The organism is Promicromonospora vindobonensis (genome assembly GCF_042685865.1).
GTDB classification, from domain to species: domain Bacteria; phylum Actinomycetota; class Actinomycetes; order Actinomycetales; family Cellulomonadaceae; genus Promicromonospora; species Promicromonospora vindobonensis.
Map to the genome: position 1 here is coordinate 1,616,856 of NZ_JBHUOG010000002.1, position 14,310 is coordinate 1,631,165.

Below are 14,310 nucleotides of genomic sequence, written 5' to 3' on the forward strand. Positions count from 1 at the left end.
GGCGCCCGGCGACCACGGGTCAACGCGACGCTCAGCCCGCGGACAGCTCCGCTGCGACGTCACGGGCCACCGCGTGCAACACCGGCACCGCCCGCTCCCCGAACTCGTAGGACACGCGCGCCGCCGGGCCCGAGACCGACAGCGCGGTCGGCACCGGCGCGCCTGGCACGACGACGGCAAAGCACCGCACGCCGATCTCCTGCTCGCCGTCGTCGACGGCGTAGCCCTGCTCGCGGATCTCAGCCATCGCGGCCAGCAGCGCGTCGAGGTCGGTGATGGTCCGATCGGTCGCCGGTGCCAGGCCGGCCCGTGTCGCGATGTCCCGGACGGCTGCGTCCGGGAGCTCACCGAGAAGCGCCTTGCCGACGCCCGTGCTGTGCAGGTGCACCCGTCGCCCCACCTCGGTGAACATTCGCATCGAATGCGACGACGCCGCCTGCGCCACGTATACGGCCATCTCCCCGTCGAGCATGGCGAGGTTCGCGGTCTCCCCCAGCTCGCGTGCCACGCGTGCCAGGTGCCGCCGGGCACCTGCCCCGAGCTGCCGGCCGGCCGACTCGCCCAGACGGATCATCCGGGCGCCGAGCGCATACCGGCGCGTGGGAAGCCGCCGGGCGTACCCGCGGGCAACCAGGGTGCGCATCAACCGGTGAATGGTCGGCAACGGCAGGCCCGACTGCTCCGAGAGCTCGCTCAGGCCGGCGTCACCGCCAACCTCTGCCAGGATCTCGAGCAGATCGAGCGCTCGCTCGACCGACTGCACGCCAGCTTCAGCCACGTCACCCTCCCCATCGGAACGCCGGACTTACCGCCCGACGAAAACAGCATTCCACAGCACGAAACCCCCGCACCTGCCCTGCACCGTCGTGGGTGGGGCGTGGTCGGGGGTTCCAGTGGTCATGGGGGAAATGCAGTCAGGGGGTGGAACCCGCACCAACCCCTGAAGGGTTGTGCGGGTTCCACCCCCTGCTGGGAATGGTTGTCCGGCGGCGTCCTACTCTCCCACCCCGTCTCCAGGGCAGTACCATCGGCGCTGTAGGGCTGAGCTTCCGGGTTCGGAATGGGACCGGGCGTTTCCCCTACGCTATGACCACCGTAACACTATCGAGAAGGCAAACCCCCCAGCCCACCCACACACACCCACTCAAAAGAGAGTGGTGATGCCGGGGGTGTAAAGGGGTTGGTGCCCGTGACTCGGGAACCGCATAGTGGACGCGTCAACAATCAATGAAACTTATTAGCCATGAAGATGTGTTGTGAAGTTATCGGCAGTTAGTACCGGTCAGCTCCGACAGTCGTTAGTCCTGTCTTCCACATCCGGCCTATCAACCCAGTGGTCTGCTGGGTGCCTCTCACACCACAAGGGTGTCTGGAAACCTCATCTCGAAGCAGGCTTCCCGCTTAGATGCTTTCAGCGGTTATCCCTTCCGAACGTAGCCAACCAGCCGTGCTCCTGGCGGAACAACTGGCACACCAGAGGTTCGTCCGTCCCGGTCCTCTCGTACTAGGGACAGCCCTTCTCAAGTTTCCTGCGCGCGCAGCGGATAGGGACCGAACTGTCTCACGACGTTCTAAACCCAGCTCGCGTACCGCTTTAATGGGCGAACAGCCCAACCCTTGGGACCTACTCCAACCCCAGGATGCGACGAGCCGACATCGAGGTGCCAAACCATGCCGTCGATATGGACTCTTGGGCAAGATCAGCCTGTTATCCCCGGGGTACCTTTTATCCGTTGAGCGACGGCGCTTCCACAAGCCACCGCCGGATCACTAGTTCCGACTTTCGTCCCTGCTCGACCTGTCGGTCTCACAGTCAAGCTCCCTTGTGCACTTGCACTCGACACCTGATTGCCAACCAGGCTGAGGGAACCTTTGAGCGCCTCCGTTACATTTTAGGAGGCAACCGCCCCAGTTAAACTACCCACCAGGCACTGTCCCTGATCCGGATTACGGACCGAGGTTAGACATCCGAAGCGATCAGAGTGGTATTTCAACAATGACTCCACCCGAGCTGGCGCCCGGACTTCACAGTCTCCCACCTATCCTACACAAACCGCACCGAACACCAATACCAAGCTATAGTAAAGGTCCCGGGGTCTTTCCGTCCTGCTGCGCGTAACGAGCATCTTTACTCGTAGTGCAATTTCGCCGAGTTCGCGGTTGAGACAGCGGAGAAGTCGTTACGCCATTCGTGCAGGTCGGAACTTACCCGACAAGGAATTTCGCTACCTTAGGATGGTTATAGTTACCACCGCCGTTTACTGGGGCTTAAATTCTGAGCTTCGCCCGAAGGCTGACTCGTCCTCTTAACCTTCCAGCACCGGGCAGGCGTCAGTCCGTATACATCGTCTTGCGACTTCGCACGGACCTGTGTTTTTAGTAAACAGTCGCTTCTCCCTGGTCTCTGCGGCCCTCCCCGCGTCCCCCAGCAAGTGGGTTAACGGTTCAGGCCCCCCTTCTCCCGAAGTTACGGGGGCATTTTGCCGAGTTCCTTAACCACGATTCTCTCGATCGCCTTAGTATTCTCTACCTGACCACCTGAGTCGGTTTAGGGTACGGGCGGCTAGTCCCTCGCGTCGAGGCTTTTCTAGGCAGCATAGGATCACCAGATTCCCGCATACACGGTCACTATCAGCTCTCACCCTTAATGCCCCACGGATTTGCCTATGGGACGGGCTACAACCTTGGACGTGGACAACCATCGCCACGCCTGGCTACCTTCCTGCGTCACCCCTGTTAACACGCTTACCTACTACCGGATCAGGTCCCACGCCTTACTCACGATGACACCCGAAGGTGTCGGTGTGAGCTCGGGGTGGTTAGTATCACCGGGCTCGGTATGGGCGGTACTTCGCCGGTAGGAGAATATCAACTCCTTGTCCATCGACTACGCCTGTCGGCCTCGCCTTAGGTCCCGACTTACCCAGGGCGGATGAACCTGGCCCTGGAACCCTTGGTCATTCGGCGGACGGGATTCACACCCGTCATTCGCTACTCATGCCTGCATTCTCACTCGTGTAGGCTCCACCGCTGGATCACTCCGCGACTTCACTGCCCACACGACGCTCCCCTACCCACCCACACACCTGAACACACACCACAAGGGCGCATGCTGGGCTAACGTGTGAGTGCCACGGCTTCGGCGGTGTGCTTGAGCCCCGCTACATTGTCGGCGCGGAATCACTTGACCAGTGAGCTATTACGCACTCTTTCAAGGGTGGCTGCTTCTAAGCCAACCTCCTGGTTGTCTGTGCAACTCCACATCCTTTCCCACTGAGCACACGCTTAGGGGCCTTAGCCGGTGATCTGGGCTGTTTCCCTCTCGACCACGGAGCTTATCCCCCGCAGTCTCACTGCCGCGCTTGCACTTACCGGCATTCGGAGTTTGGCTGACGTCAGTAACCTGGTGAGGCCCATTAGCCATCCAGTAGCTCTACCTCCGGTAAGAAACACGCGACGCTGCACCTAAATGCATTTCGGGGAGAACCAGCTATCACGAAGTTTGATTGGCCTTTCACCCCTAACCACAGGTCATCCCCCAGGTTTTCAACCCTGGTGGGTTCGGTCCTCCACGCCGTCTTACCGGCGCTTCAACCTGCCCATGGCTAGATCACTTCGCTTCGGGTCTAGACCCGGCGACTCAATCGCCCTATTCGGACTCGCTTTCGCTACGGATACCCCACACGGGTTAACCTCGCCACCGAGCACTAACTCGCAGGCTCATTCTTCAAAAGGCACGCCGTCACCCCTACTATGGAGGCTCCGACGGATTGTAGGCACACGGTTTCAGGTACTATTTCACTCCCCTCCCGGGGTACTTTTCACCTTTCCCTCACGGTACTTGTCCGCTATCGGTCACTAGGTAGTATTTAGGCTTAGCAAGTGGTCTTGCCAGATTCACACGAGATTTCACGGGCCCCGTGCTACTTGGGATCCCCTCCACCAGGCCGCGCCATTTCGTCTACGGGACTCCCACCCACTACGGTCCGGTATTCAACCCGGTTCGACTATGACACGACTTTCTTACTGGCTGGAAGACTGTCAGATCTTCCCAGAAGGTCCCACAACCCCGCACACGCAACGCCTGACAGCTTGACACGCATACGGTTTGGCCTCATCCGCTTTCGCTCGCCACTACTCACGGAATATCTCTTCCTGTCGGTACTGAGATGTTTCACTTCCCGACGTTCCCTCCACACGCCCTATACATTCAGGCGCGGGTAACCGAACATGACTTCGGCTGGGTTCCCCCATTCGGAGACCCTCGGATCACAGCTCGTCTGCCAACTCCCCGAGGATTATCGCAGGCTACAACGTCCTTCTTCGGCTCCTAGTGCCAAGGCATCCACCAATGTGCCCTAAAAAACTTCGAACAACACTACAATCACAGAAACCAAGATGACCACAAAACAAGGAACCACACACCCGAAAGCACATGGCCCACCATTTCACGGTCGCAATCTTGGAAAATTTCAAAGATGCTCGCGTCCACTATGCAGTTCTCAAGCAACGGACGAACCCACCAGGCAACCCGTGACACCACACCCACCACTGAACCAGTCAGCATGAGCGGGTATGACACGAACCTCGTGACCCGTACTCGAACCAGAAACACCCGACACATGGCCGGTGGTCTCAGGACCCAACAGTGTGCTTGGCGAACCCCCACCCCCGGCAGACCGCGTTCCAACCCGTGACAAGCACCGGCGTACTAGCAGCCACCCCGAACGAGGAAGACTCTTCGTCAATGTTCCACCCATGAGCAACCACCCCAGACACGAACGGCCTGGGCCTGGCCTCTGCCACCAGCACCAACCATCGCCCCGAAGAGCGGCCCCGAAGAGCTGGCCGGCGACCCCACGATGTGAGGCCTGATGGAGATGAGCTCCTTAGAAAGGAGGTGATCCAGCCGCACCTTCCGGTACGGCTACCTTGTTACGACTTAGTCCCAATCGCCAGTCCCACCTTCGACCACTCCCTCCCACAAGGGGTTGGGCCGTGAGCTTCGGGTGTTACCAACTTTCGTGACTTGACGGGCGGTGTGTACAAGGCCCGGGAACGTATTCACCGCAGCGTTGCTGATCTGCGATTACTAGCGACTCCGACTTCACGGGGTCGAGTTGCAGACCCCGATCCGAACTGAGACCGGCTTTTTGGGATTCGCTCCACCTCACGGTATCGCAGCCCTCTGTACCGGCCATTGTAGCATGCGTGAAGCCCAAGACATAAGGGGCATGATGATTTGACGTCATCCCCACCTTCCTCCGAGTTGACCCCGGCAGTCTCCCATGAGTCCCCGGCATAACCCGCTGGCAACATAGGATAAGGGTTGCGCTCGTTGCGGGACTTAACCCAACATCTCACGACACGAGCTGACGACAACCATGCACCACCTGTGTACGAGTGTCCAAAGAGAACCCCATCTCTGGGGCTTTCTCGTACATGTCAAGCCTTGGTAAGGTTCTTCGCGTTGCATCGAATTAATCCGCATGCTCCGCCGCTTGTGCGGGCCCCCGTCAATTCCTTTGAGTTTTAGCCTTGCGGCCGTACTCCCCAGGCGGGGCACTTAATGCGTTAGCTACGGCACAGAACGAGTGGAACCCGCCCCACACCTAGTGCCCAACGTTTACGGCATGGACTACCAGGGTATCTAATCCTGTTCGCTCCCCATGCTTTCGCTCCTCAGCGTCAGTAACTGCCCAGAGACCTGCCTTCGCCATCGGTGTTCCTCCTGATATCTGCGCATTCCACCGCTACACCAGGAATTCCAGTCTCCCCTACAGTACTCTAGTCTGCCCGTACCCGATGCAAGCCCACAGTTGAGCCATGGGATTTCACACCAGACGCGACAGACCGCCTACGAGCTCTTTACGCCCAATAATTCCGGACAACGCTTGCGCCCTACGTATTACCGCGGCTGCTGGCACGTAGTTAGCCGGCGCTTCTTCTGCAGGTACCGTCACTTTCGCTTCTTCCCTGCTGAAAGAGGTTTACAACCCGAAGGCCGTCATCCCTCACGTGGCGTCGCTGCATCAGGCTTTCGCCCATTGTGCAATATTCCCCACTGCTGCCTCCCGTAGGAGTCTGGGCCGTGTCTCAGTCCCAGTGTGGCCGGTCGCCCTCTCAGGCCGGCTACCCGTCGACGCCTTGGTAGGCCATTACCCCACCAACAAGCTGATAGGCCGCGAGCCCATCCCCCACCGAAAAACTTTCCAACACACACCATGCGGTACGTGTTCATATCCGGTATTAGACCTCGTTTCCAAGGCTTATCCCGAAGTAGGGGGCAGGTTGCTCACGTGTTACTCACCCGTTCGCCACTGATCCACCCAGCAAGCTGGGTTTCACCGTTCGACTTGCATGTGTTAAGCACGCCACCAGCGTTCGTCCTGAGCCAGGATCAAACTCTCCGTAAAAGAGAAACATCCACACCCACCCCGAAGGGCAGGCACGAACAATGATACCGGCCAGACCAATCTGATGATTAAGATCTGTCCAAACAACCCCTCACAGAACATGACCACACCAACCGAACGGTCAGCACAGCCACACCCACAAGGGTTAAAACTTTGGCATTGACTATCAAGCACACTGTTGAGTTCTCAAACAACCGACGCACACCGTCAGAGTCGCAATCTATCCGATCGCTTCCCTGTCCGGGGCAGTTCCTCTAACTTAGCAGGCTCTTTCGGACTTTTCCAAATCCTCGCCGGCCTGCTGGCCGAGAGAATTCTTCGACTATCCGAATGAATTCCTGTTCCCATTTTAGCCGTCGTCAGAAGCGGTAACTTTGACGATGTGGCGAGGTAGGGACGCCTCCCGGTAGATCGCGGCGCTAGCCGCTCCCTCTACGATCGGAGGCAACCTCTGTAACTTACCCTATCACGTTCTCCGGCGCAAGCACCCTGTTCAGGGAACCTTGGTCGGGGAGGCGATCTGGCAAGCCCCCACCCAGTTCCGGAGCGCACTAGGCTACTACGAGATCTGGGTTGGTTTCCACCCCGGGACCGGCCAGTTGCGCTAGTCGCGCTTCCTGTCCGTACCTCCCTGTCGGGCGAACAACCGGAACAGTACACAGCCACAGGCGTACACGCCAAATCCGCGTGCGATCCAGCCCCGGACCGGCCAGATCCTGCGGATCCGCCGGAGCGGGTCCACAGGATCAGCCGGGGTCGGCCGTCACTCCACGGTCACGGACTTGGCCAGGTTTCGCGGCTTGTCGACGTCGTGCCCGAGGGTGAGAGCCGCGTGGTAGGCCAGCAGCTGCAACGGCACGGTGAGCAGCAGCGGGTCGAGCTCGCGCTCGTTGCGCGGCACGTCGATCCGCTCCGCCCGCAGCTCGCCCAGGTCCACGTCGGGGTGCGTGACGACGACGAGCGGGCCACCACGTGCAGCGATCTCGTGGAGCGCGGCGACGTTGCGATCGGTCAGCTCGTCGTCGGGCACGATGGCGACGGTCGGCACCTCGGGCGAGATGAGGGCGAGCGGCCCGTGCTTGAGCTCCGACATCTGGTACGCCTCGGCGTGCCGGTAGCTGATCTCCTTGAACTTCTGCGCGCCCTCGCGCGCCACCGGATACCCGCGGACCCGGCCGACGAAGAACAGGCTCTCCGCGGCCGCGAGCGCCTTGGCCGCCTGCGCTATCCGCTCCTCGCCCTCGAGCACCTGCTCGATCTGGGCCGGCAGATCCTGCAGCCCCGCCACCAGCCGGCGTCCGTCGGCGACGGACAGGTCCCGCACGCGCCCGAGCTGCAGGGCCAGCAACGCGAAGCCCACGAACATGGTGGTGAGCGCCTTGGTGGAGGCGACGGCGATCTCCGGGCCTGCGTGAAGGTAGATCCCCCCGTCGCAGGCGCGGGCGATCGCGGAGCCGACCACGTTGACCAGGCCGATTACTCGCCCGCCCTTGCGGCGGATCTCCTCCACGGCCAACAGCGTGTCGATCGTCTCGCCGGACTGGCTCACCGCTACGTACAGCGTGTCCGGCTCGATCACAGGGCTGCGATAGCGGAACTCGCTCGCCGGCTCCGCGTCGGCGGGGACCCGCGCGAGCTCCTCGATGAGGGAGGCGCCCATCTGTCCCACGTAGTACGCGGAGCCACAGCCCAGGATCTTGACGCGTCGGACGGCGCGCAGCTCACGGGCGTCCATCTCGAGCCCGCCAAGGTGCGCCGTGGCGAAGCGTTCGTCCAGCCGCCCCCTGAGCGCGCGCTCCACGCTGGCCGGCTGCTCGAGCATCTCCGTGTACATGCGCGGGCGGCCGTCGACCAGCCCGTGCTCGTAGGCGCTGGGGTCCACGTCCACCTCGCGCGCCGTGGTCTGGGTGCGCGTCAGGTCGCGGCGGAACGTCGTGAAGCCCGACGCCGTGACGGTCGCCAGCTCGCCGTCGGCCAGGTGCGCCACCGTGGTGGTGTGACGTACGAGCGCCGCCAGGTCGGAGGCCACGAACATCTCCTTGTCCCCCACGCCGACCAGCAGCGGGCTGCCGTTGCGGGCCACGACCACGCGGTCGGGGAAGTCCGCGTGCACGACCGCCAGCCCGTAGGTGCCCTCCACCGCGTCCAGCGCGTCCACGACCTTGCCCTCGAGCGTGTCGGCGTCGGACCGGGCGACGAGGTGGGCGAACACCTCGGTGTCGGTGTCGCTCGCGAGCGGCACGCCCTGGTCGACGAGCCGCGCGCGCAGCGCAGCGGCGTTGTCGATGATGCCGTTGTGCACGACCGCCACCGCGCCGCTCTCGTCCGTGTGCGGGTGGGCGTTCGCGTCGGTCGCCGGACCGTGCGTCGCCCACCGGGTATGGCCGATGCCCACCCGGCCGGACATCCGCTTGGGCAGGACCTCGGCGAGGTCGCGAACGCGCCCGGCGCGCTTGGTCACGCGTACCTGGGAGCCGACGACGGCGACACCCGCCGAGTCGTAGCCCCGGTGTTCGAGCCGCCCGAGCGCCTCCACGAGCAACGGGGCCGCGTTCTGGCCGCCGACGTAACCGACGATTCCGCACATGCTGGTGCTCCTTCAGGGAATGTAGGGGCCGAGCCAGGTCAGCCGTAGATCATCCGGCGCAGCTGCCGCTCGCTGAGCTGTGGGGCCGCGACGACCCGGTGCTCCAGCTCGGCGGCGATCCGCGCGAAGATCTCGGGGTTCTTCGCCCCATAGGTCTTCAGCACGGCGTGCCGCTGCCGGACGACGTCCTCGAGCGGCGTGGCGAAGTACGCCACGACGTCGCCGATCACCCGCGCCGCTTCGGCGGGCGTGAGCCCTGTGCTCGCCGCCACGTGCTCCACGAGGTCGGATGACGTCTTCATGTCGGAGAGCCTGGCGCACCAGATCGCGAACGGCAATTTCCTGCCCGAAATCGGGCACAACTCGGGGAGGAGCGATCTCCAGACAGGCCGGGGGGAGCAGCGCCCGCGGAACAACGCAGGGCGGGCCGGGCTCCAGGAGCCCGACCCGCCCTCGTCACCAGCTGTGAGCCGGAGCTACTCCGCTGCAGCGACCGCAAGCGTCTTCTTGCCGCGGCGGAGGACGGCGAACCTGCCGTGCAGCAGGTCCTCGGTCGTCAGGGCCTGGTCCTCGGCCGTGACCTTGACGTTGTTCACGTAGGCGCCGCCCTCCTTCACCGCACGACGTGCTTCGCCCTTCGAGGCGACGATCCCCGAGCCCGCGAGCAGGTCGACGACGAGATCTCCGGCCTTGGCGGTGACGCGCGGCAGCTCACCCACGGCACCGGCCAGCGTCCTCTCGTCCAGGCCGACGAGCTCGCCACGCCCGAACAGAGCCTGGCTGGCCTCGATCACGGCCTGCGTTGCGGCCGCACCATGGACGAGCGTCGTGACGTCGCCAGCGAGCGCCTTCTGGGCCTCGCGTGCGAAGGGCCGCTCGGCCACCTCCCGCTCGAGCTCGGCGATCTCTTCCTTGCCGCGGAACGTGAACACCTTGAGGTAGTTCACGACGTCTGCGTCGGCCTGGTTGAGCCAGAACTGGTAGAAGGCGTACGGGCTGGTCATCTCCGGGTCTAGCCAGATCGACCCGCCCTCGGACTTGCCGAACTTGGTGCCGTCGGCCTTGGTGATCAGCGGAGTGGTGAGCGCGTGCGCGCTCACACCCTCTGCCTTGCGGAGCAGCTCGACGCCGGCCAGCAGGTTGCCCCACTGGTCGTTGCCGCCCAGCTGCAGGGTGATCCCGTGCCGCCGGTACAGCTCGCGGTAGTCCATGCCCTGCAGCACCTGGTAGCTGAACTCGGTGAAGCTGATGCCCTCGTCCGAGCTGAGCCTCCGCGCGACGATGTCCTTCGACAGCATGGTGCCGAGGCGGAAGTGCTTGCCGATGTCGCGCAGGAACTCGATGGCCGACATCGGGCCGGTCCAGTCGAGGTTGTTGACCATCTGCGCGGCGTTGTCGCCGTCGAACGACAGGTGTGGCTCGATCTGCGCGCGGATGCGCTCGACCCAGGCGGCGACGGTCTCCGGCGAGTTGAGGATGCGTTCGCCCGAGTCACGCGGGTCGCCGATGAGCCCCGTCGCGCCGCCGACCAGCAGGTACGGCCGGTGCCCTGCATCCTGCAGCCGTCGTGCGGTCAGGACCTGCACCAGGTTGCCGATGTGCAGCGACGGGGCCGTGGGGTCGAAGCCCACGTAATAGTCCACGGTGCCCTCCGACAGTGCAGAACGCAGCGCGGCCTCGTCGGTGGACTGTGCCACCAGGCCTCGCCATTGCAGCTCGTCGAGGATGTCGGTCACCGTGGTTGCTCCTTGTGTGGTCGGCGCGGCCCGCCTGGGTCGCGCGGCGAACCGGTCGCCGGTTCGCTGGTCATAGTCTGCCCGACGGGGAGCCGTGAACGCGCACCGGTCCGCGCCCTCCAGCCACTTGACCTCAACCTAAGTTGAGGAATGAGGATCAGGGCATGAGATCTGGCTCCTCCCGGCATGCGCCGGCCCTCCGTCCCCCGATGAGTTCTGACGCGCGCCGTCGTCGGACGTTCCATGGATACAGAAAAGCTTCCGCGTTCTACCGCCCCGTCAGGCAGGGTTGAGCCATGAGCGACGTAGAGATGCCCGGCTGGAAGCGGAACGTCGGGCTGTTCCTGACCGGGCAGACGATCTCCCTGCTCGGTTCGATGCTGGTGATGTTCGCGGTCATGTGGCACCTGACCATCGAGACCCGTTCCGGTTCGGTGCTCATGCTGAGCATCGTGTTCGGCATGCTGCCGCAGGCGTTCATGTCGATCTTCGGCGGCGTCTGGGCCGACCGGCACTCCCGCAAGCTCCTGATCATGGGAGCCGACACCACGATCGCGGTGGTGACACTGGGTCTGGCCCTGCTGATGGTGAGCGGCGTCGACGATCTCTGGGTCATCTACCTCGCGCTCGCCGTCCGGTCGGTGTTCGCGGGCATCCAGACGCCCGCCGTGAGCGCGATGATCCCCCAGATCGCGCCGGCCGATCAGCTGATGCGGGTCAACGGCATGTTCCAGTCGATCCAGTCCGGGATGATGCTGCTCGCCCCTGCGCTTGCCGCCGTGGTCTACGCGTCGTTCGACATCGTCGCGGTGTTCTTCGTGGACGCCGCTACCGCGCTGATCGGCGTGGGCATGCTCGCGATGGTCAGGGTTCCTCGACTGGTGCGGGCCGCCGCCGAGAGCGGGCCGGTCAGCTACTTCGGAGACCTGGTGGCGGGTGTGCGGTACATCAGTACGAACGCCCCGCTGAAATGGCTGATCGCGCTGTTCGCGCTCGTGATGTTCCTCGTCGGTGCGCCGAGCTACCTGACACCCCTGATGGTCACCCGCACCTTCGGCGACGAGGTGTGGAAGCTGACCGCGAACGAGCTGTTCTGGGGCGGCGGCATGCTGCTGGGCGGGTTGCTCATGGCCAGCTTCGGACCGCGGATCAAGCGCCGGGTCCGGCTCATGGTGGGCTCGGTGATCCTCACGGGCGTGCTGGTCGCCGGCCTGGGGTTGTCCACGAACATGTGGGTGTTCTTCGGGCTCGGCCTGCTCATCGGCATCACGTTCGCCACCCTCAACACGCCGGCGTTCACGATCATCCAGGAGCGTGTGGAACCCGAGATGCAGGGCCGGGTGTTCGGCTTCGTCGGCATCGTGATGACCGTCGCGATGCCGCTGTCCATGGTCGTGTTCGGCCCGCTGGCCGACCAGTTCTCCGTGGAGTCGCTCCTGGTCCTCGCCGGAGTCCTGCTGGTCGTCGTGCTGGGCACGATCCTCGCCGTCCCCGCGGCGCGGCGCTCGCTCGCCCAGGTCGACATGGCGCCCGAAACCGCCGGCGACCCGGTCGAGGAGCCCGTCGGTGAGCCGGTCGAGCTCTCCGGAGCACCGGGAGCCGACCGCCGGTAGAGCGCAGCAGCTGGCGGCGCCTGTGCGCCTGTGCCGCAGGACACAGCCGGACGTCCCGGCCCGCGTGCCAGTATTGATGTGTTCCATAGCCGGCAGCCGCGCGTTCGGAAGGTTCCTGTGAGCACTCCCAAGATCTATGCCCTGCACGAGAACCCCGAGTGGTTCCCTCCCTTCGCCGAGGCCTTCGCGGCCGAGGGCGTCGAGTACGTGGAATGGGTGCTGACGGACGGCGTGCTCGACCTCGACGACGCACCACCAGAGGGCATCTTCTGGTCCCGCATCTCGGCCAGCAGCCACACGCGGGACCACGGGCTGACCAAGGACTACTCGCGCGCGGTGCTGTCCTGGCTGGAGGCATACGGCCGCCGGACGGTCAACGGCCGGCGCGTGCTCGAGCTCGAGGTCAGCAAGGTGGACCAGCTCACGGCGCTGCGGGCCGCCGGGATCGACACGCCGCGCACGGTGGCCGCCGTCGGGCGGGATCAGGTGCTGAAGGCCGCGCAGGGTTTCCCCACCCCGTTCGTGACCAAGCACAACCAGGGCGGCAAGGGTCTGGGTGTGCGCAAGTTCGACTCGTTCGACGACCTGGCCGACTACGTCGAGTCCGACGAGTACGAGGAGCCGGTGGACGGCATCACGCTGATCCAGGAGTACGTCGTCGCGGCGGACGGCGGCATCACCCGGGTGGAGATCGTGGGCGGCGAGATGGTCTACGCCGTGCGCGGCGACACCGAACGCGGCGGGTTCCAGCTCTGCCCCGCCGACGCGTGCGTCATCGACCCCGAGACCGGCCGCCCGATCCCGCCGGTCGGCGCGACCATCTCGATGGCGCCCGACGAGGAGTGGGGCCTGTTCTCCGAGCGCGAGGGCTACGCCGACCCGGTAGTGGCCAAGTACCTCGAGTTCACGAAGCGGCACGGCATCGAGGTCGCCGGCATCGAGAACATCCGGACCGCCGACGGCCGCGTCCTGACGTACGACGTGAACACCAACACGAACTACAACAGCGATGTCGAGCGGAACACCGCGAAGTCGGGCCCGCGCGAGATCGTGCGCCATCTGGCTCGCGTGCTGAAGGAGACCTATCCGGTCTGACGGTCCGGTCCCGACGGCGTGAGCTCGGACCGCCGATCGACCGAACTCATCGACTTCGGTCCCTTGGGATGAGATCGGCCGCTTGATTGACCGATCTCATCCCAACCGACCGATCTCACGCCCCTGCGGCCGCGGCCCGCGGCTGCTCTCAGGTGCGCGCGGGGGCTGCGCGGTAGGCCGAGACGGTCGGCTCCTCATCCAACCAGAAGCGCCAGGGGAACAGGTCCGCGCGGCCTCCGTCGCCGCTCACGCCGACACGCGGCCCCGTGCGCAGCACGGCGGGTGCACCGGCAGGTCCGGCCGACGGAACAGGCTCGGCCGGTGGGCGGATCAGCACGACGGCGTCGTCCCGGTGGGTGACGTCGGCGCCGTCGTCGGACAGGTCGAGCCCCAGGGCGACGGCCAGGCGGGCCGGGCCGCGCGCGAGGTCGCGGTCGGTCCTTGCCACCCCGGAGGCGAGACGACGGGAGCGGGCGAGGTCCGTGCCGTGCACCACCTCGCCCGCCCGCAGCAGCACCGCCGACGCCTCCCCCTCCTGACCGCACACGACGTTGACGCAGTGGTGCAGGCCGAGGTGGCGGTACACGTACAGCCGCCCGGGCTCGCCGAACATCGTCGCGTTGCGGCGGGTCAGGCCGCGATAGGCGTGCGAGCCGGGATCGGTCGCGCCGTCGTACGCCTCGACCTCGGTGAGGCGAAGGGAGACGACGCCGTCGGCGGTGCGCCGGGTGAGCGTGGCCCCCAGCAGGTCCCTGGCGACGTCGACGACCGGCCGCGCGTACCAGTCTCTGCCGGGAACACTGCTGGGAGCACTGCTCGGGACACCGTCGGGAGAGCTCATGCCCCGATCATGCACGGACCGG

7 protein-coding genes and 3 rRNA genes are annotated in these 14,310 nt (G+C 64.5%); 2 read left to right on the plus strand and 8 right to left on the minus strand.

Translation table 11 applies throughout. From position 1 onward, the window contains the following. Window positions 1–31 precede the first annotated feature (31 nt). From ACFS27_RS20530 to tyrS, 7 genes are all read right to left on the minus strand, one after another. Window positions 32–778, minus strand: a complete 747-nt coding sequence (locus ACFS27_RS20530) for an IclR family transcriptional regulator (RefSeq protein ID WP_377186710.1) — start codon at window positions 776–778, stop codon at window positions 32–34. A 203-nt stretch (window positions 779–981) separates the two neighbouring features. Continuing rightward, window positions 982–1,098 (minus strand): 5S ribosomal RNA (gene rrf, locus ACFS27_RS20535). Between the two features lie 155 nt (window positions 1,099–1,253). Continuing rightward, window positions 1,254–4,373 (minus strand): 23S ribosomal RNA (locus tag ACFS27_RS20540). A 520-nt stretch (window positions 4,374–4,893) separates the two neighbouring features. Continuing rightward, window positions 4,894–6,416 (minus strand): 16S ribosomal RNA (locus tag ACFS27_RS20545). Together the 16S, 23S and 5S rRNA genes form the textbook arrangement of a ribosomal RNA operon. Window positions 6,417–7,179: 763 nt before the next feature. Then, entirely contained in the window at window positions 7,180–9,003 is a 1,824-nt protein-coding gene (glmS, locus tag ACFS27_RS20550) for a glutamine--fructose-6-phosphate transaminase (isomerizing) (protein ID WP_377186713.1), read from the minus strand. 38 nt (window positions 9,004–9,041) lie between these two features. Further along, window positions 9,042–9,305: a hypothetical protein gene (locus tag ACFS27_RS20555; RefSeq protein ID WP_377186716.1), complete on the minus strand. Its 264-nt coding sequence runs from the start codon at window positions 9,303–9,305 to the stop codon at window positions 9,042–9,044. A 174-nt stretch (window positions 9,306–9,479) separates the two neighbouring features. Then, window positions 9,480–10,739 carry a tyrosine--tRNA ligase gene (gene tyrS / locus ACFS27_RS20560; RefSeq protein WP_377186719.1) on the minus strand — a complete coding sequence of 420 codons (1,260 nt, stop codon included), beginning with the start codon at window positions 10,737–10,739 and terminating at the stop codon, window positions 9,480–9,482. Between the two features lie 296 nt (window positions 10,740–11,035). Here tyrS and ACFS27_RS20565 point away from each other — a divergent pair, with 296 nt between their 5' ends. Then, window positions 11,036–12,352 carry an MFS transporter gene (locus ACFS27_RS20565; RefSeq protein WP_377186722.1) on the plus strand — a complete coding sequence of 439 codons (1,317 nt, stop codon included), beginning with the start codon at window positions 11,036–11,038 and terminating at the stop codon, window positions 12,350–12,352. A gap of 117 nt (window positions 12,353–12,469) precedes the next feature. Beyond that, window positions 12,470–13,447: an ATP-grasp domain-containing protein gene (locus ACFS27_RS20570; protein ID WP_377186725.1), complete on the plus strand. Its 978-nt coding sequence runs from the start codon at window positions 12,470–12,472 to the stop codon at window positions 13,445–13,447. A 148-nt stretch (window positions 13,448–13,595) separates the two neighbouring features. Here ACFS27_RS20570 and ACFS27_RS20575 read toward each other — a convergent pair whose 3' ends face one another. Next, window positions 13,596–14,288, minus strand: coding sequence for a DNA-3-methyladenine glycosylase (locus ACFS27_RS20575; RefSeq protein ID WP_377186728.1), 693 nt, complete (start codon window positions 14,286–14,288; stop codon window positions 13,596–13,598). Between the last annotated feature and the right edge of the window lie 22 nt (window positions 14,289–14,310).

Coding starts and splice junctions, on each gene's coding strand:
- ACFS27_RS20575 (WP_377186728.1), bottom strand. CDS start 14,288: ATGAGCTCTCCCGACGGTGTCCCGAGCAGTGCTCCCAGCAGTGTTCCC.
- glmS (WP_377186713.1), bottom strand. CDS start 9,003: ATGTGCGGAATCGTCGGTTACGTCGGCGGCCAGAACGCGGCCCCGTTG.
- ACFS27_RS20555 (WP_377186716.1), bottom strand. CDS start 9,305: ATGAAGACGTCATCCGACCTCGTGGAGCACGTGGCGGCGAGCACAGGG.
- ACFS27_RS20565 (WP_377186722.1), top strand. CDS start 11,036: ATGAGCGACGTAGAGATGCCCGGCTGGAAGCGGAACGTCGGGCTGTTC.